An 18361-nucleotide genomic window follows, 5' to 3' on the forward strand; every position below is an offset into this window, starting at 1 on the left:
GCTTGCTCGCGAATCCGCCCAGCGCCGGCGCGGCCGAAGAATCTGTTCGCGAGCAAGCTCGCTCCTACAGGTGTTTGTCCGGTATGAAGCGGTCAGCTGTGGAACTTGAACCCCTTGCCCATGCGCTGCGCGCGCTGGAAGGCCAGGCCGGCGATGGCGGTGTCCTGGGCGCCGGTGCCGGTGAGGTCGCAGAGAGTCACGTCCCGGGCGCCGCGGCGGCCCGGGCGTTGCCCGGCGATGACCTGGCCGAGCTCGGCGAAGTCGGCGCCCGCCGCCACCGCGCCGGCCTCGATGGCGTGGTGCAGCTCGCCCAGCACGCGGGTCTGGCTCAGGCGGTCGGCGACGTAGCAGTCCAGCGCCGCCAGCGCCTCGGCGGCGATCTCGTTCTTGTGCTCGGCGTCCGAGCCCATGGCGGTGATGTGCAGGCCCGGGCGCAGGTGGCGCTTCTCGATCAGCGGCTCGCGGCTGGGCGTGGTGGTGATGGCGATGTCGGCGCCTTCCAGGGCCTCGTCGACGCTGGCGCAGGCGGTGACCGGGATGCCCAGGGCGCTGCTCAGTTCCGCGGCGCACTGGCGCGCCTTGGCCATATCGCGGGCCCAGAGGCTGGCACGCTCGATCGGCCGCACCAGGCACAACGCCTTGAGCTGCAGGCGCGCCTGCTCGCCGGCGCCGAGGATGGCCACCTGGCGGGCGTCCTCGCGGGCCAGCCATCTGGCCGCCACGGCGCCGGCGCAGGCGGTGCGCACGGCGGTGAGGTAGCCGTTGTCCAGCAGCAGGGCATCGAGCAGGCCGGTGTGGGCGGACAGCAGCATCATCATGCCGTTGAGGCTGGGCAGGCCGAGCTTCGGGTTGTCGAAGAAGCCCGGGCTGACCTTGATGGCGAAGCGCGGCAGGCCCGGCAGGTAGGCGGTCTTCACGTCCACCTCGCCGTTGTGCTCGGGGATGTCCAGGCGCAGGATCGGCGGCATCGCCACCGCCGCCGTGGCCAGCAGGCGGAAGGCCTGCTCGACGGCGTCGAGGCTTTCGGGGTCCAGCGCCACGCAGGCGCGCAGGTCGGCTTCGCTGAGCAGGGTGACGTCAGCCATGCAGGGTGTCCTCGATGATGCGTTGGTGTTGTTCGATGGCGATGTTGCGGCCGCTGACCACCACCACCACCGGCCCTTCGGCGGCGATGCGGCCCTCCAGCAGCGCGGCGATGCCCACCGCCGCGGCGCCCTCCACCACCTGGCGTTCCTCACGGTAGGCGTGGCGGATGCCGGCGGCGATGGCTTCCTCGCCGAGCAGGTGCAGCTCGTCGCAGTAGGCGCGGGCGAGTTCGAAGGTGTAGCGGTTGTCCAGGCCGATGCCGCCGCCGAGGGAATCGGCGAGGGTCGGCAGCTCTTCCACCTCGACCGGGTGGCCGGCCTGGAGGCTGGCGGCCATGGCCGCGCCGCGGGCCATGCTGATGCCGTGCAGGCGGATCGACGGGTCGGCGGTTTTCAGCGCCAGGGCCACGCCGCCGAACAGGCCGCCGCCGGACAGCGGCACCAGCACCTGGCGCACCTGCGGCAACTGTTCGAGGATTTCCAGGCCCAGGGTGCCCTGGCCGGCGATGATCTGCGGGTGATCGAAAGGCGGCAGCAGGGCAGCGCCCTGCTCGCGGGCGATGCGCTCGGCCTCGGCCTGGGCGTCGTCCTGGCTGTCGCCGACGATGCGCACCTCGGCGCCCAGGGCGCGGATGGCCTCGACCTTGTTCGCCGGCACCAGGCGCGACAGGCAGATGCTGGCCGGCACGCCGAGCACGCGGGCGGCATGGGCGAGGGCGCGGCCGTGGTTGCCGGTGGAGGCGGCGACCACCCCGCGGGCCTTCTGCGCGTCGTCCAGCTGGGCGATGGCGTTGCTGGCGCCGCGCAGCTTGAAGCTGCCGGTGGCCTGCTGCGACTCCAGCTTCAGGTACACCGGCGCGCCGAGCAGGGCCGACAGGCTGGACGAGTGCTCCAGCGGGGTCTGCCGCACCAGGCCGCGGATGCGCTGGCGGGCGCGGTACAGCTCGATCAGGGGATCTCGTTGGCCATGGCGGCCTCCCGACAATGCAGTCGGGCCGAGTGTATGAGCGGGAAATTGTCGCGTTGAATGTACTAGGACGATGTCGTGGAGATTGTCATTCGGCGCAGAGGAATACCCCGGAGCGTAGGGCGTATAACGCTCCGCGTTATCCGCCGCTTGACCTTGGCCCCATGCCGCTCGGTGCCGAGCACGAAGCCGCCCCCAAGCCGCGCCAAGCCCAACCACGAAGTTGCCGGCAAGGAAGGTGAAACGGCGGATAACCGCGAACGGTTATACGCCCTACGTCAGAAATCGTGGATCTTCGGGTATTGGCCGAACAGCTCGCGCATGTCGTCCAGGGCCTGGGCCATGCGTTCGTCGCTGCATTCGGCGCCCATGCACAGGCGCACCGCGCGCGGGCGCGGGGTGCCGCGGACCATGAAGGGGTCCGGCGAGGTCACGGCGATGTGCCGGTGGCGCAGTTCGCGCACCAGGCTGTCCAGCTCCCAGTGCTCGGGAATGCCGATCCAGCAGCTCAGGGCCTGGGGCGCATGGCCCAGCAGGTGCTCGGCGAAGCGCTCGGCCACCAGCGCCTGGCGTGCCGCCAGCAGGCGGCGCTGGCGTTCCACCAGGGCCTGGGCGTTGCCGTTGTGGATCCAGCGGGTGGCCACTTCGGCCAGCAGCGGCGCGGCCATCCAGCTGTTCACCCGCAGGATGCTCTCGGTGCGCAGGGCCAGGCGCCGCGGCACCACCAGGTAGCCGATGCGCAGGCCGGTGAGCACGCTCTTGGTGAAGCTGGTGCAGTAGAACGACAGGTCCGGCAGGTAGTGGCTCAGGGGCGGCGCGCGGCGCTCGCCCAGCAGCGGGCCGTAGACGTCGTCCTCGATGACGTAGACGCCGAAGCGCTGGGCGATGGCGGCGATCTCCCGGCGCCGCGCGTCGCTCATCAGGCTGGAGGTGGGGTTGTTCAGGTTGGGCGTGCACACCAGCGCGGTGACCCGCTCGTTGGCGCAGAGGTCCTCGAAGTGCTCCGGGTCTATACCCTCGCGGTCGATCTCCACGCCCTTCAGGGTGAAGCCGAGCACCTGGGAATTGCCGATCACGCCGTGGTCGGTGAGCTGCTCGCAGAGCACCACGTCGTCGGGCCCGGCCAGGGAGGCGAGGGCGAGGAAGATGGCGTGGGCGGCGCCGTTGGTGATCAGCAGGTCGTCGCGCTCGCAGCGCAGGCCCTGCTGCGCCAGCCATTGCGCCGCCGCCTCGCGGTGGCTGTCGAAGCCGGCGATCGGCCGGCAGGCGCGCATCCACGGCTGGTCCGCCTCCTGGGCCAACTGGCGGCAGGTGTCCTGCCACAGGCGGTCGTGGTCGTCGGTGTGTACGATGCTGGCGATGGAGAAGTCCACCAGGGCGCGCTCCGGGTGGTCGAGCATGTAGCGCGACACGCCCTCGGTCATGCGCCGCGAAACGAAGCTGCCGCGGCCCACCTCGCAGCGCACCAGGCCCTGGCGCTCCAGTTCCTTGTAGGCGTTGGTCACCGTCTGCACGCTGATGCCCAGGCCGTCGGCCACCTGGCGTTGCGGCGGCAGGCGCTGGCCGTCGTGCAGGCGACCCTGCTCGATCTCGGCGGCGATGGCCTGGACCAGTGTCTTGTACTTGGATTCGCCGACCCGCAGGCCGGCCAGCGCCTGGCGCCAGCTTTGCATGATGGGCATTCCCCTTCGGTCTCCGGCACAGGGTGATGGATCAGGGCATTTCCATGGATTGTCCTAGTGCAATTCCGGCGCTGGGAAGCCTTTTGTATGCTCGGGCCGACCAGCCGGTCATGCCGCCGCCCGCCGCGGCGCAAGGCCGGCGCAGAAAAAAGCCGCGGATGGGGCGCTCGCGACAGGGCGTTTTTTCCGCCGCGACGGCGCCGATCGGGAACAGCCGCAAGGCCGGACGGCTTAGTCTGCAACGCAACGAATGCCCTGCGTCGGGGCAGTACTTCGGAAGGCCCGCCCGGCGGGTCCCACATAACAACAACAGTCGCACGACATCGCTACCTGCCATCCACCGCCGCGCCCCAACACCACAACAAGGCCGGCACGAGAAGATCAGGAGATCCGAAGATGAGTACCGCCCCCCTTTCCCTGCGTCGCCTGAACCTGGCCTGCGCCCTGCTGGCGGGCCTTGCGGCCAGTTTCGCCAGCCAGGCCGAGACCACCCTGGAACGCATCCAGAGCACCGGCACGGTGCGCATCGGCTACGCCAACGAGGCCCCTTCGCCTACACCGAGACCTCCGGCAAGGTCACCGGCGAGTCGCCGGAGATCGCCACCAAGGTGTTCGCCGCCATGGGCGTGAAGAAGGTCGAGCCGGTGCTCACCGAGTGGGGCGCGCTGATCCCCGGGCTGCGCGCCGGGCGCTTCGACGTGATCGCCGCCGGCATGTACATCACCCCGCCGCGCTGCCAGCAGGTGATCTTCACCGACCCGCACTACCAGATCCCCGATACCCTGCTGGTGAAGAAGGGCAACCCGAAGAACCTGCACAGCTACGCCGACGTGGCGAAGAACCCGGACGTGCGCCTGGCGATCATGTCCGGCACCGCCGAGCTGGGCTACGCCCGCGCCGAGGGGGTGAGCGACGAGCAGATCGTCCAGGTCCCGGACACCACCGCGCAGCTGCAGGCGGTGCGCGCCGGCCGCGCCGACGCCAGCGTCGGCACCGCGCTGACCATGAAGGGCCTGGCGGCCAAGGGCGGCGACGGCGTCGAGGCCATCGCCGACTTCAAGGACGACCCGGCCCACATCGGCTACGGCGCCCTGGCCTTCCGCCCGGAGGACAAGGACCTGCGCGACGCGGTGAACCAGCAACTGAAGAAGTGGCTGGGCAGCGACGAGCACCTGCAGACGGTCAAGCCGTTCGGCTTCGACAAGTCCAACCTGACCGACAAGAGCGCCGCCGAGCTCTGCAAACAGTGACCGCAGGGGGCCCCGCCCCCTCGGCCGTTCCGTCGAACCTGTCGATACGGGATGCGCAACATGGGTGAATTGCTTCCGCTGCTGCTGGAGGGCGCCTGGGTCACCGTCCAGGTCACCTTCTTCGGCTCGCTGCTGGCCGTGGCCCTGGCCATAGTCGCCGCGCTCGGCCGCCTGGCGCCCTGGCCCGCGGTACGCTGGCTGGCCATCGGCTACATCGAGCTGTTCCGCGGCACCTCGCTGCTGGTGCAGCTGTTCTGGCTGTTCTTCGTACTGCCGCTGCCGCCGTTCAACCTGGAGCTGGGCGCCTACACGGTGGCCATTCTCGGCCTGGGCCTGCACATCGGCGCCTATGGCGCGGAGGTGATGCGCGGGGCCATCGGCTCGGTGCCCAAGGGGCAGTACGAGGCGGCGCTGGCGCTGAACATGACGCCGTTCACGCGCTTTCGCCGGATCATCCTGCCGCAGGCGCTGCTGTGCGCCATACCGCCGGGCACCAACCTGCTGATCGAACTGCTGAAGAACACCTCGCTGGTGTCGCTGATCACCCTCTCGGACCTGACCTTCCGCGCCCGCCAGCTGGACCAGGCGACCTTCGAGACGCTGAAGATCTTCACCCTGACCCTGGTGCTGTACTTCGCCATGGCCCAGGCCATCGTCTTCCTCATGCGCCGCCTGGAACGCCGGCTGGGGCATGGGCGCATCCGGGAGGCCTGTGATGAAGCTGTTCGACTGGCAATTCGCCTGGCATATCCTGCCGCAGCTGCTGCACGCCTCGCTCAAGACCATCGGCATCACCCTGGTCGGCTTCGCCCTGGCGGTGGTCTTCGGCCTGCTCTTCGCCCTGGCCCGGCGCAGCCGGCACATCTGGCTGTCGTGGCCGGCGGCCTGGCTGATCGAGTTCATCCGCAGCACGCCGCTGCTGATCCAGGTGTACTTCCTGTTCTACGTGCTGCCCAGCTACGGGTTGAACATGACCTCGCTGGTGGCCGGCACCCTGGGCATCGCCCTGCACTATGCCTGCTACACCGCCGAGGTCTACCGCGCCGGCCTGGAGTCGGTGCCGCGCGGGCAGTGGGAGGCGGTCACGGCGCTGAACTTCTCGCCGTGGCGGGCCTACCGCCAGGTGATCCTGCCCCAGGCCATCCGCCCGGTGCTGCCGGCCCTGGGCAACTACCTGATCGCCATGTTCAAGGACACCCCGGTGCTCTCGGCGATCACCGTGGTGGAAATCATGCAGCAGGCCAAGAACATCGGTTCCGACAGCTTCCGCTACCTGGAGCCGATCACCCTGGTCGGGGTGTTCTTCCTGCTCATCAGCATCAGCCTGGCCGGCGTGGTCCGCCAGGTGGAAAAACGCACGGCACTGCCATGAAAGCGCCCACCGGAGGAAACCCCATGACCGTCCTGTCCATGACCACCCGGCCGCTGGCCGACGAGGCCCCGCGGGCACAGACCGCCCAGCCGATGGTACGCTTCCGCGATGTGTGCAAGAGCTACGGCAGCTTCACCGTGCTGAACCACCTGGACCTGGAGGTGGGCGCCAACGAGAAGGTCGCCATCATCGGCCCCAGCGGCTCCGGCAAGTCGACCCTGCTGCGCGCCCTGATGACCCTGGAGGGCATCGACAGCGGGGTGATCGAGGTGGACGGCGACCCGCTCACCCACCAGTTGCGCAACGGCGAGCCGGTGCGCGCCTCGGAGGCCCACGTGCGCCGCGTGCGCGGCAAGATCGGCATGGTGTTCCAGAGCTTCAACCTGTTCCCCCACATGAGCGCCCTGAAGAACGTGATGGAAGCGCCGGTGCAGGTGCTGGGCATGCGCCGCGACGAGGCCCGCGAGCGCGCGGTGGAGCTGCTGGAGATGGTCGGCCTGGGCAACAAGCTGGAGCACTACCCCTCGCAGCTCTCCGGCGGCCAGCAGCAGCGCGTGGCCATCGCCCGCGCCCTGGCCATGCGGCCGAAGGTGATGCTGTTCGACGAGGTGACCTCGGCGCTGGACCCGGAGCTGTGCGGCGAGGTGCTCAACGTGGTGCGCCGGCTCGGCACCGAGCACAACCTGACCATGCTGATGGTCACCCACCAGATGGGCTTCGCCCGCGAGTTCGCCGACCGGGTGTGCTTCTTCCACCAGGGCAACATCCTGGAGCAGGGCACCCCGGAACAGCTGTTCGGCCACCCGCAGCACGAGCGGACGCGGTGTTTCCTCAGTGCGGTGAACGAGGCGAGTTGAGGGGGCTGGTTTTTGTAGGAGCGAGGGGGCGCCTAGCTCTTGCTCGCGAACAGGGCTCAACTGTGATGTCAGTGTGTTGGCTCAGCTCCGCTCCCTCTCCCCAGCCCTCGGCTGCGCGCCCCGCCCTGAAGGGAGAGGGGGCTTGTCCGTGCCGAGAAAAGGAATGGTTTCAGCCGGCAGTCCCTGTGCTAGCCGGCTGACTCCAGAACATCAGCGTCTGCCCAACGGTCCCCTCTCCCTTCAGGGAGAGGGTTAGGGAGAGGGCGTTCTTTGGCCCCCTGCCAATTCCTGCCGACGGAACACCCTTCGCGAGCAAGCTCGCTCCTACGAAAAGCCGAGCCCCCATGTAGGAGCGCGCCCTGCGCGCGATTTCGCGGGCCAGGCCCGCGGTATCAGAACCGATACTCCGCACTGACCAACAGATTGCGCGGCTCGCCGTAGTAGCCGCCGTAGAAGGTGGTATCCAGCGCGCTCAGGTACTTCTTGTCGAACAGGTTGTTGACGTTGAGCGTCGTCGACAGCTGCTCGCTGAGCTGGTAGCGCGCCATCAGGTCGACCACCGTGTACTGCTCCTGCCTGGCCTTGACCGTCTTGCCCAGGTCCCAGGGCGTGTCGGTGAAGTGGATGCCGCTCTGCCAGTTGGCGCCGCCACCGACGGTCAGGCGGTTCCAGGCGCCGGGCAGGCGGTAGGTGGTCCACAGCTTGAACATCTCCGCCGGCGCCACCGTGTTGATGCGCTCGCCCTCGGCGTCCTTGGTGACGCTGTGGCTGTAGCTGGCGGTGAGGTTCCAGCCCGGCGCCAGCTCGCCGCCGGCCTCCAGGTCGAAGCCCTTGGTCCTGGCGCCCTGCACGGCGCGGTAGGCGGGTTCGTCGAGGGTGCCCACGACGATCTGCCCGGGGTCGGCCTCGGCCAGGTTGTCCTGCTTGATCTCGTAGTAGGCGATGCTGGTGTTCAGGCGGCCGTCGAAGAACTCGCTCTTCAGGCCCACTTCGTAGTTGTCGCCTTCGCGCGGGTCCAGCGGCCGGCCGCTGCGGTCGCGCTCGCTCTGCGGGCGGAAGATGCTGGTGTAGCTGGCGTACACCGAGTGCTGCTCGCTGAGGTCGTAGACCACGCCGGCGTAGGGCGTGACCTGGCCGCTCTCGCGCATGCGCGTGGTGCTGCTGAAGTCGGCGAAGGCGGGCACCACGTAGTCCAGCGAGTAGCTGTACTTGTAGTCGCTGGCGCGGGCGCCGAGGATCACCGACAGGGCGTCGGTGGGGCGCAGGCGGGTGGCCAGGTAGACGCCCTGCTGGTAGATCAGGGTGTCGTTGTCCATCAGCGGGCCCTCGGACACCGGGCGCGGCGTGCGGTTGTCCCAGGTGTAGATGTTCACCTCGCGGCCTTCGAGGTCGTCGAGGTCGGGGTCGTTGTGGTCCTCGTACTTCGACCAGCTGTAGCCGAGCACCAGTTCGTGCTCGCGGCCCAGCAGCTGGAACGGCCCCTTGGCCATCAGGTCGACGCCGGTCTGCTTCTGCCAGCCGCTGCCGTCGCCGCCGTACAGGCGCAGGCCGTCGCCGGTCACTTTGTCCGGGTAGCCCCAACTGGCCGAGGCCAGGGACAGGTCGCGGGTGCTGTAGAGCTGGTTGAGCGCGAGTTTCAGCGACCAGTCGCCGGCCAGGCGCTGTTCCAGGGTGTAGAAGGTGCTCAGGGTGTCCTGGTCGCGGTGGCTCCAGCGCGAGGCCGGGTTGAACGAGCGGGAGAAGTCGGTCTGGCTGCCGTCGCTGTAGAAGATCGGGAAGCTGCCGTAGGAAACGCCGCGCGGCGCGTACTTCTGGTAGTCGACGCCGAAGGTGAGCAGGGTGCTGTCGCTCAGGTCGGCCTCGAGGATGCCGTAGTAGACCTGCTTTTCCTGCTGGTAGTGGTCGACGTAGCTGTTGTTCTGCTGGTAGGCGATGACACTGCGCCCGCGCAGCCGGCCGTTGTCGGTCAGCGGCCCGGAGACGTCCGCCTCGGTACGGTACAGGTCCCAGGAGCCGAGGCCGGCGCTGACGTAGCCCTGGAACTCGGCGGTGGGTTTCTTGCGCACCAGGTTGACCGTGCCGGAAGGGTCGCCGGCGCCGGTCATCAGCCCGCTGGCGCCGCGCAGCACTTCCACCCGGTCGTAGATGGCCATGTCCGACAGGCTCTGCGGCGTGGCGGTGGTGCTGGGGATCAGGGTGGTGGGCACGCCGTCGTACTGGAAGCTGTCCACCGTGTAGCCGCGCGACCAGATGTTGAAGCGCTCGCTGTCGTAGTGCTGCACCGAGACGCCGGGGGTCTGCTCCAGCACGTCGGTGAGGCTGTGCAGGCCCTGGTCGGCGATGCGCTGGCGGGTCATCACGCTCACCGATTGCGGCGTCTCGCGCAGGGACAGGCCGAGGCCGGTGGCGGTGCTGCTGGCGCCAGTGGTGTAGGCGCGGGTGGCCTCGCTGGGCGCGTCGGGGGCGAACTCCGAGACCACGGTGTCGTCCATCTTCAGCGCCGCGTCGGGCCGTGGCGCCAGGGTGTAGCTGCCGTCGGACTGGCGCTCGGCCTGCAGGCCGGTGCCTTCGAGCAGGCGGCCCAGGGCGGTTTCCACCGGGTAGCTGCCCTGCAGCCCGGGGCTGCGCTTGCCGGCGGTGAGGTTGGCGTCCACCGAGAGCAACACCCCGGCCTGGCTGGCGAAGCGGTTCAGGGCCTGGTCCAGGCCGCCGGCGGGAATGGCGTACTGCTGCTGCGCCTCGGCCGCCCAGGCCGGCGGGCAGAACAGCGGGGTGACGGCCAGCGCGGCGGCGAAGGTGCCGGGGCGCAGGGCGGCGGCCAGGCGGGCGAGGGGCATTCTGGGCATTGCGGGAGGTTCCTCTTGGGCAGGGCTCTGCAGGGGGTTCAAGAGGTATCCCGGACGAGCCGGCGAAACCGACAAGCGCCGCTGGAGTTTTTTTCGATGAACCGTTGGCGGCGAGTCAGGCGCGGCGTTCCACCGTCACCCAGTAGCGGGTGCGGTAGCTCACCCGCACCGGCAGGCTGCGCTCCAGGGCGGCGAGCACACGGCCGGTGTCGGCCAGCGGGAACACGCCGGTGAGCAGCAGCCCGGCGGCATCCTCGGCGCAGCGCAGCAGGCCGGGACGATGGCGCCCCAGTTCGACGAGGAACTGCCCCAGCGGCTGGCGCTCGGCGATCAGCCGGCCTTCGCTCCAGGCGCTGGCATTGCCGTCGGCGGCCTGCAGCGCACCGATGCCCTCGGCGTTGAACCACAGGCGCTGGCCGGCCTGCAGGCGCACGGCGGCGGCATGCCGCGGCAGGATATCGAGTTGTCCCTGGTAGAGGTCGACGCGGCTGCCGCCGTCCAGTTCGCGCACGGCGAAGCGCGCGCCGCGGGTGCGGATGTCGCCGGCGGCGGTCTCGACCACCAGCGGCCGCGCCTCCTGCACGGCCTGGCAGAGGATTTCCCCGGCCAGCAGGCAGATGCGCCGCTGGCTGGCGTCGAAGCGGATGTCCACGGCGCTGTCGCTGTTCAGGTCCAGCTGGCTGCCGTCGGCCAGGCGCAGGTGGCGCCGTTCGCCCTTGGCGGTGCGCTGGTCGGCGAAGGTCTCGCGCCAGGGCAGGTCGCCGGCCAGGTAGGCGCTGCCGCCGGCGGCAAGCAGCAGGCCGAGCGTCTTCAGCAGGTCGCGGCGGCGGCGGTCCGGCAGCTCGCCCAGCACCTGGCGGGCGGTGGCGGCGGGCACGCTGGCCAGGGTGCCCTGCAGCTGCTGCAGGCGCTGCCAGGCGCGGCGGTGCTCGGGGTCGGCGGCATGCCAGGCGGCGAAGGCCGCGTGCTGGTCGGTGTCCAGCTCGCCGCCCCAGTGCAGCATCAGCCACTCGCTGGCACGTTCGACCACGGCCGGGGCCACCGGCGCTTCGGCTGGGCGTTTCATGCTTCGTAGAGCACCTGGTAGCAGGCCTGGATGGCGCGGATCATGTACTTCTGCACCGAGCTGAGGCTCACCTCCAGGCGTTCGGCGATCTGCGCGTAGCCCAGCCCCTCGAACTGCGACATGAGGAAGGCCGCGCGCACCTTGGCGGGCATGCGCTCGAGCATGGCGTCGATGCGCACCAGGGTTTCCAGGATGATGGCGCGGGTTTCCAGGGACGGGGTTTCCGGCTCGGGCAGCTGGGCGATGCTGTCCAGGTAGGCCTGTTCGATGCGCTGCCGGCGCCACTGGTCGACCACCAGGTTGCGGGCGATCTGCACCAGGTAGCTGCGGCCTTCCTGGCGGGCCGGGTAGCGGCCGGAGACCAGCAGGCGCAGGAAGGTGTCATGGGCGATGTCGGCGGCACGCTCGCGGTCGCCCAGGCGCCGCCGCAGCCAGCCGTGCAGCCAGCCATGGTGGTCGAGGTAGAGCTGCTGCAGGGATTCCTTCGCGCCAGTTGCCGCCGACATGGGCCGCCCATCCGCTCAATTGATAAGTATTATCATTAACGTCTTGGCGGCGGAATATACGGCCCAGCCGGGGCCGGCGGCAAGCCTGGGCGCGGCGAACCTCAGTCGGAGTCGACGAAACGCAGGCCGGCGCCCTCGGCGTCGGTGCGCATGACTTCCATCTGCAGCACCGGCGCTTCCATGGGCAGGTCCTGCACCTGGCCCTGCACGCGGGTGCCGGGAGGGAGCGCGGCCAGCGCCGCGTGGCGCACATAGACACCGCCGTCGGAGAGGTCACGGGTGTGGCCGATGACCTCGCCGAAGCTCGCGTGGACGATCTTGATCCTGCACTTCATCGGGGTACGCGGGTACTGCCTCTGATTCGCCATGCTCGGCATCCGTCCGGAATGTCAGCGGCATAGTCGGCCCGATCCACCGCCGCCGGTCAAGCGGCCAGTTGCCCCAGCAGCCAGAGGTTGGCGCCGCTGATGACGACGAAGAGCAGCCAGGCCAGCGCACGGGTCGGCCAGCGGTTGACGAACTCGCCCATCAGCGCGCGGTCGCCGGTGAAACGGATCAGCGGCCAGAGCGCGAAGGGCAGCTGCAGGCTGAGCACCACCTGGCTGAACACCAGCAGCTTGCCCACCGCCCTGTCGCCCATCAGCATCACCCCCAGCAGCGCCGGGATCAGCGCCAGGGCGCGGGTGATCAGGCGACGCTGCCAGCAGGGGATCTTCATCTGCAGGAAGCCTTCCATGATCACCTGGCCGGCGATGGTGCCGGTGAAGGTGGAACTCTGCCCGGAGGCGAGCAGCGCCACGCCGAACAGTATGGCGGCCAGGCCGGCGCCGACCAGGGGTTCGAGCAGGCGGTAGGCGTCCTGGATTTCGGTGACGTCGGAATGCCCGGTCTCGTGGAAGGCAGCGGCGGCGAGGATCAGGATGGCGGCGTTGATCAGCAGCGCCAGGCTCAGCGAGACCACGGTGTCCAGCCGCGCCAGGCGGATCGCCGAGGCCTTGCCCTGGCTGCCGGCCACCGCGCGGGTCTGCACGATGGAGGAGTGCAGGTAGAGGTTGTGCGGCATCACGGTGGCGCCGAGGATGCCGATGGCCAGGTACAGCGGCTCGCGCTGGCCGAGGGTGTCCAGGCTGGGCACGAAGCCGGCGGCGACGTCCGGCCAGTACGGCTTGATCAGCACCAGCTCGACCACGTAGCAGGCGCTGATGGTGATGATCAACCCCAGCATGATCGCCTCCAGGTGGCGGAAGCGCTGGCCCTTGAGGCCGAGGACGATCAGGGTGTCGAGGGCGGTGAGGAGGATGCCGCCGGTGAGGTTCACGCCCAGCAGCAGGTGGAAGGCCAGGGCGCAGCCGAGCACTTCGGCCAGGTCCGTGGCGATGATCGACAACTCCGCCAGCAGCCACTGCACCTTGGCCATGGCCGGGCTGTAGCGCTGCCGCGAGAGCTGCGCCAGGTCCTGCCCGGTGACGATGCCCAGGCGCATGGCCAGGCACTGCAGGACCATGCCGGCCAGGCTCGACAGCAGCACCACGTAGAGCAGCTGGTAGCCGAAGCCGGAACCGGCCTCGATGGCCGTGGCCCAGTTGCCCGGGTCCATGTAGCCGATGGAGACCAGCAGGCCGGGCCCGGCGAACTGCAGGATGCGCTTCCACAGCGGCGCGCTGGGCGAAACGACGACGCTACCCCTGACCTCGGAAGGGCAGAAGGGCGCGGTGGCGGTGGTCGGTAGTCCCCACATGCTGGCGTCCCTCAGCTCAGTACCACTTGGCTTCGCCTTCGGGGCGTTTCTTGAAGCGCTTCATGGTCCACATGTACTGGCTGGGGTAGTCGCGCACGTAGCGGGCCAGCTCGCGGCTCAGGGCGGCGACCGAGACTTCCATGTTCTTGTCGTACATGTCCGCCGGCGCAGCCTCGAGGATCACCTTGTAGCCGCTGCCGTCGGGCAGGCGCACCGCGTGGAAGAACACCCCGCGGGCCTTGCCGCGCGACAGCAGGGACGGCACGAACTTGCTGGTCAGCGCGGTGGTGCCCAGGTAGGGCACGAACAGCCCGGAGCCCAGGTCCGGCTCCGGGTCGCAGGGAATGCCGACGCAGCCGCCGCGCTTCACTTCCTTGATCACGCTCATGATGCCTTCCGGGGTGGACGGTGCCACGCGGTTGCCCAGCTGCACGCGCTGCTTCTTCAGCAGTTCGTCCACCGCCTTCAGCTTCGGCGGGCGGTAGAAGATGATCGGCTTGGCGTAGGAGCAGTAGAAGTGGTTGAGCACTTCCCAGTTGCCCAGGTGGCTGGTGATGCCGACCAGGCCGTCGCCGGAGGCCAGGGCCTCTTCCAGCACCTCCATGCCCTCCACCTCGCGGATGTACTGCAGCGACTTCTGCGGCGGCCAGATCCAGGCGCAGGCGCTCTCGGTGAGGGTCCTGCCGATGTCCATCAGGCTGCGCCCCACCAGCTTGTCCAGCTCCGCGGCGGACAGCTCGGGGAAGCAGTGCGAGATGTTGATGCGCGCCACCTCGCGGGAGCGGTTGGGCAACTTCCACATCAGCCAGCCAATGGCGGCCCCCAGCCCCTGCACCGCCCGCCAGGGCAGCATGGCGAACAGACGCAGCCCGCCCACCACCAAGGCACCTTTGAATTTCTCCACGGAATGCTCCTTCAGCCGAATGCGCACATTCTAACCAGCGGGCATGGGCGAAGGCGAAAGGCGCGCGGCAATGGGGGCGATAGAAACAGCTTGAATCCACCGTAGGGCGCATAACGCCTACGGCGTTATCCGCCGTTTGGCCTTGGTCCAAGGCTGCTCCGGGTCTGACCACGGAGCACCTCTTTCCGAGTGCTCCGAGCTCAACCGCGAAGCCGAGCATGAGCTAGGTGAAACGGCGTATAACCGCGAACGGTTATACGCCCTACGGTGCTACGAACTCCATCCGCGATCAGGACAGCTCCGCGTGACGATCGCAATCGAGGGTATGGTCCATCACCATCCCCGTGGCCTGCATGAAGGCGTAGCAGATGGTCGGCCCGACGAAGGTGAAGCCGGCCTTCTTCAGCGCGCGGCTCATGGCTTCGGCTTCGGGCGTCACCGCCGGCACGTCGCCGCGGCCGCTGAAGCGGTTGACCTTCGGCCGGCCGCCGACGAACGACCAGAGGAATTCCACCGGCTCGGGCAGCGCCAGCCAGGCCTGGGCGTTCTGCCGCGCAGCCCTGAGCTTGGCCAGGTTGCGGATGATGCCCGGGTCCTGCATGCGCTGCTCGATCTCCTCGTCGCTCATGCGCGCCAGGCGCTGGGGGTCGAAGCCGAACAGCACCTCGCGGTAGCGCTCGCGCTTGCGCAGCACGGTGATCCACGACAGCCCGGCCTGGGCGCCCTCCAGCACCAGCATCTCGAACAGCGCCTGGGGGTTCCTCTGCGGCACGCCCCACTCGGTGTCGTGGTAGGCGATGTACAGCGGGTCGTCGTTGCACCAGAAGCAGCGGGGCATGGCGGTCGTCCTGACGGGGCGAAGGGAGGTCCCACTATAGCCGGAACACTGTATGAAGATACAGTCAAATACCCACTTCCCGCCGTTTGCGAATTCATCCGAAAACGTGCGCGCACCCCAAGCGGCACGCGGCTTCGGGTATACTGCGGGGTTTTCGTCGCATACCCAGCACAGGTGAAATTCGTGAGCCAGACTACGCCCGCCGTGCGCACCTTCCAGGACCTGATCCTCGCCCTGCAACAGTACTGGGCCGACCAGGGCTGCGTGGTGCTGCAGCCCTACGACATGGAAGTTGGCGCCGGCACCTTCCACACCGCCACCTTCCTGCGCGCCATCGGCCCGGAGACCTGGAACGCCGCCTACGTGCAGCCCAGCCGCCGGCCGACCGACGGCCGCTATGGCGAGAACCCGAACCGCCTGCAGCACTACTACCAGTTCCAGGTGGTGCTCAAGCCCAACCCGGAGAACTTCCAGGAGCTCTACCTGGGTTCGCTGCAGGCCATCGGCATCGACCCGCTGGTGCACGACATCCGCTTCGTCGAGGACAACTGGGAATCGCCGACCCTCGGCGCCTGGGGCCTGGGCTGGGAAATCTGGCTGAACGGCATGGAGGTGACCCAGTTCACCTACTTCCAGCAGGTCGGCGGCATCGAGTGCTACCCGGTCACCGGCGAGATCACCTACGGCCTGGAGCGCCTGGCCATGTACATCCAGGGCGTCGACTCGGTGTACGACCTGGTGTGGGCCGACGGCCCGTTCGGCAAGGTCACCTACGGCGACGTGTTCCACCAGAACGAAGTGGAGCAGTCGACCTACAACTTCGAGCACGCCAACGTCGAGAAGCTGTTCGAGCTGTTCGACTTCTACGAAAGCGAAGCCAACCGCCTGATCGAGCTGCAGCTGCCGCTGCCGACCTACGAGATGGTGCTCAAGGCCTCGCACACCTTCAACCTGCTGGACGCGCGCCGGGCCATCTCGGTGACCGAGCGCCAGCGCTACATCCTGCGCGTGCGCACCCTGGCCCGCGCCGTGGCGCAGAGCTACCTGCAGGCGCGCGCGCGCCTGGGCTTCCCCATGGCCACCCCCGAATTGCGTGACGAAGTACTGGCCAAGCTGAAGGAGGCCGAATAATGAGCGCGAAGGATTTCCTCGTCGAACTGGGCACCGAAGAGCTGCCGCCCAAAGCCCTGAAGAGCCTCGGTGAAGCCTTCCTGGCCGGCATCGAGAAGGGCCTGAAGGCCGCCGGCCTGGGCTACTCCGCCGCCCGCTGCTACGCCGCGCCGCGCCGCCTGGCGGTGCAGATCGACCAGCTCGCCGTGCAGCAGCCCGACCGTACCGTCAACCTCGACGGCCCGCCCGTGCAGGCCGCCTTCGACGCCAGCGGCAACCCCACCCAGGCCGCCCTCGGCTTCGCCAAGAAGTGCGGCGTGGACCTGGAGCAGATCGACAAGAGCGGGCCCAAGCTGAAGTTCAGCCAGACCATCGCCGGCCAGCCGGCCGCCGGCCTGCTGCCGGGCATCGTCGAAGCCTCGCTGAACGAGCTGCCGATTCCCAAGCGCATGCGCTGGGCCGCGCGCCGCGAAGAGTTCGTGCGCCCGACCCAGTGGCTGGTGATGCTCTTCGGCAGCGAGGTGGTGGACTGCGAAATCCTCACCCGGAAGGCCGGCCGCGAATCCCGCGGGCACCGTTTCCACAACCCGGACAACGTGCTGATCTCCAGCCCCGCCAACTACCTGGAAGACCTGCGCAGCGCCCACGTGCTGGCCGACTTCGCCGAGCGCCGCGAGATCATCGCCAAGCGCGTCGCCGAACTGGCCGCCGAGCAGCAGGGCACCGCCATCGTGCCGCCGGCCCTGCTGGACGAAGTGACCGCCCTGGTCGAATGGCCGGTGCCGCTGGTCTGCTCCTTCGAGGAACGCTTCCTCGCCGTGCCCCAGGAAGCGCTGATCACCACCATGCAGGACAACCAGAAGTACTTCTGCCTGCTGGACGCCAACGGCAAGCTGCTGCCGCGCTTCATCACCGTGGCCAACGTGCAGAGCAAGGCCCCCGAACACATCGTCTCGGGCAACGAGAAGGTCGTGCGCCCGCGCCTGACCGACGCCGAGTTCTTCTTCAAGCAGGACCAGAAGCAGCCGCTGGAGGCCTTCAACGAGCGCCTGAAGAACGTGGTGTTCCAGGCCCAGCTCGGCACCGTGTTCGACAAGGCCGAGCGAGTGTCCGCCCTGGCCGCCTTCATCGCCGAACGCATCGGCGGTGACGCGAAGAACGCCGCGCGCGCCGGCATCCTCTCCAAGTGCGACCTGGCCACCGAGATGGTCGGCGAGTTCCCGGAAATGCAGGGCATCGCCGGCTACTACTACGCCACCGCCGGCGGCGAGGCCAAGGACGTCGCCCTGGCGTTGAACGAGCAGTACATGCCGCGCGGCGCCGGCGCCGAGCTGCCGAGCACCCTGACCGGTGCCGCGGTAGCGGTGGCCGACAAGCTCGACACCCTGGTCGGCATCTTCGGTATCGGCATGCTGCCCACCGGTAGCAAGGACCCGTACGCCCTGCGCCGTGCCGCCCTGGGCGTGCTGCGCATCCTGATCGAGAAGCAGCTCGACCTCGACCTGGGCGAGGCCATCGCCTTCGCCGTCGGCCAGTACGGCGACAAGGTCAAGGCCGAGGGCCTGGCCGCCCAGGTCCAGGACTTCATCTTCGACCGCCTGCGCGCGCGCTACGAGGACGAAGGCGTCGACGTGGCCGTGTACCAGGCCGTGCGCGCCCTGACGCCGACCGCGCCGCTGGACTTCGACCAGCGCGTGCAGGCCGTGCAGGCCTTCCGTCAGTTGCCCGAAGCCGAGGCCCTGGCCGCAGCCAACAAGCGCGTGTCGAACATCCTGGCCAAGGCCGAGGGCGAGGTACCGGCGAGCGTCGACGCCGGCCTGCTCAACGAGGCCGCCGAGAAGGCGCTCGGCAGCGCCGTGGCGAACGCCGAAGGCGAAGTGGCTCCGCTGGCCCAGGCTCGCGACTACCGCGCCGCCCTGGCTCGCCTGGCGGCCCTGCGCGCACCGGTGGACGCCTTCTTCGAGGAAGTCCTGGTCAACGCCGACGACAGCGCCGTGCGCGCCAACCGCTACGCCCTGCTGGCGAAGCTGCGCGGCCTGTTCCTCGGCGTCGCCGACATTTCCCTGCTGGGCTGACGCCCAGTGGCTACAGGCTTCAGGCCCCAGGCTGCAGGTGATGCAGCCCGGCCTGCAGCCTGTGG

Annotated in this window: 14 protein-coding genes and 2 pseudogenes; 6 read left to right on the forward strand and 10 right to left on the reverse strand. The window is 68.9% G+C overall.

Features of this window, described 5'->3' with window-relative positions; translation table 11 throughout:
* Positions 1–92 precede the first annotated feature (92 nt).
* The 3 genes from PKO50_RS30825 to PKO50_RS30835 all read right to left on the reverse strand — a co-directional run bounded on the left by PKO50_RS30825 (position 93) and on the right by PKO50_RS30835 (position 3725).
* Positions 93–1085, reverse strand: a complete 993-nt coding sequence (locus tag PKO50_RS30825; protein WP_275628140.1) for a cyclodeaminase — start codon at positions 1083–1085, stop codon at positions 93–95.
* A complete protein-coding gene (gene eutB / locus PKO50_RS30830; RefSeq protein WP_275628141.1) occupies positions 1078–2070 on the reverse strand; it encodes a hydroxyectoine utilization dehydratase EutB in 993 nt (330 codons plus the stop codon). Before eutB ends, PKO50_RS30825 begins: the two co-directional genes overlap by 8 nt.
* Positions 2071–2330: 260 nt before the next feature.
* A complete protein-coding gene (locus PKO50_RS30835) occupies positions 2331–3725 on the reverse strand; it encodes a PLP-dependent aminotransferase family protein (protein ID WP_109933010.1) in 1395 nt (464 codons plus the stop codon).
* 405 nt (positions 3726–4130) lie between these two features.
* On the opposite strand from PKO50_RS30835, the pseudogene ehuB reads away from it, so the two are divergent.
* From ehuB to ehuA, 4 genes and pseudogenes are all read left to right on the forward strand, one after another.
* Positions 4131–4984: pseudogene (ehuB, locus tag PKO50_RS30840) on the forward strand (ectoine/hydroxyectoine ABC transporter substrate-binding protein EhuB).
* A 60-nt stretch (positions 4985–5044) separates the two neighbouring features.
* Positions 5045–5689, forward strand: a pseudogene (ehuC, locus tag PKO50_RS30845) (ectoine/hydroxyectoine ABC transporter permease subunit EhuC); the annotation flags it as partial.
* A 10-nt stretch (positions 5690–5699) separates the two neighbouring features.
* A complete protein-coding gene (gene ehuD, locus PKO50_RS30850; protein WP_275630552.1) occupies positions 5700–6356 on the forward strand; it encodes an ectoine/hydroxyectoine ABC transporter permease subunit EhuD in 657 nt (218 codons plus the stop codon).
* Positions 6357–6379: 23 nt separating this feature from the next.
* Positions 6380–7213, forward strand: a complete 834-nt coding sequence (ehuA, locus tag PKO50_RS30855) for an ectoine/hydroxyectoine ABC transporter ATP-binding protein EhuA (RefSeq protein WP_275630553.1) — start codon at positions 6380–6382, stop codon at positions 7211–7213.
* Positions 7214–7605: 392 nt separating this feature from the next.
* Here the strand turns inward: ehuA and PKO50_RS30860 are convergent, their stop codons facing one another.
* The 7 genes from PKO50_RS30860 to PKO50_RS30890 form a co-directional block, all read right to left on the reverse strand.
* Positions 7606–10059: a TonB-dependent receptor gene (locus PKO50_RS30860; protein WP_275628142.1), complete on the reverse strand. Its 2454-nt coding sequence runs from the start codon at positions 10057–10059 to the stop codon at positions 7606–7608.
* A 115-nt stretch (positions 10060–10174) separates the two neighbouring features.
* Positions 10175–11125, reverse strand: coding sequence for a FecR domain-containing protein (locus PKO50_RS30865; protein WP_275628143.1), 951 nt, complete (start codon positions 11123–11125; stop codon positions 10175–10177).
* Positions 11122–11631: a sigma-70 family RNA polymerase sigma factor gene (locus PKO50_RS30870; protein ID WP_275628144.1), complete on the reverse strand. Its 510-nt coding sequence runs from the start codon at positions 11629–11631 to the stop codon at positions 11122–11124. Before PKO50_RS30870 ends, PKO50_RS30865 begins: the two co-directional genes overlap by 4 nt.
* Before the next feature lie 101 nt (positions 11632–11732).
* Positions 11733–11999, reverse strand: a complete 267-nt coding sequence (locus tag PKO50_RS30875; RefSeq protein WP_089392578.1) for a PilZ domain-containing protein — start codon at positions 11997–11999, stop codon at positions 11733–11735.
* Between the two features lie 56 nt (positions 12000–12055).
* Positions 12056–13369: an Nramp family divalent metal transporter gene (locus tag PKO50_RS30880; protein ID WP_275628145.1), complete on the reverse strand. Its 1314-nt coding sequence runs from the start codon at positions 13367–13369 to the stop codon at positions 12056–12058.
* Positions 13370–13385: 16 nt separating this feature from the next.
* Positions 13386–14273, reverse strand: coding sequence for a lysophospholipid acyltransferase (locus PKO50_RS30885; RefSeq protein WP_089392576.1), 888 nt, complete (start codon positions 14271–14273; stop codon positions 13386–13388).
* Positions 14274–14562: 289 nt separating this feature from the next.
* The gene (locus PKO50_RS30890) at positions 14563–15111 is read right to left on the reverse strand and encodes a DNA-3-methyladenine glycosylase I (protein WP_275628146.1); all 549 of its coding nucleotides are present in this window, start codon (positions 15109–15111) and stop codon (positions 14563–14565) included.
* Positions 15112–15294: 183 nt separating this feature from the next.
* On the opposite strand from PKO50_RS30890, the gene glyQ reads away from it, so the two are divergent.
* Positions 15295–16242 (forward strand): glycine--tRNA ligase subunit alpha, encoded by a 948-nt coding sequence (gene glyQ, locus PKO50_RS30895; protein WP_109935347.1) that lies wholly within the window; start codon positions 15295–15297, stop codon positions 16240–16242.
* Positions 16242–18296, forward strand: coding sequence for a glycine--tRNA ligase subunit beta (gene glyS / locus PKO50_RS30900; RefSeq protein WP_275628147.1), 2055 nt, complete (start codon positions 16242–16244; stop codon positions 18294–18296). Before glyQ ends, glyS begins: the two co-directional genes overlap by 1 nt.
* Positions 18297–18361 lie beyond the last annotated feature (65 nt).

The sequence above is a fragment of the Pseudomonas sp. 273 genome, assembly GCF_029201425.1.
GTDB classification, from domain to species: domain Bacteria; phylum Pseudomonadota; class Gammaproteobacteria; order Pseudomonadales; family Pseudomonadaceae; genus Pseudomonas; species Pseudomonas delhiensis.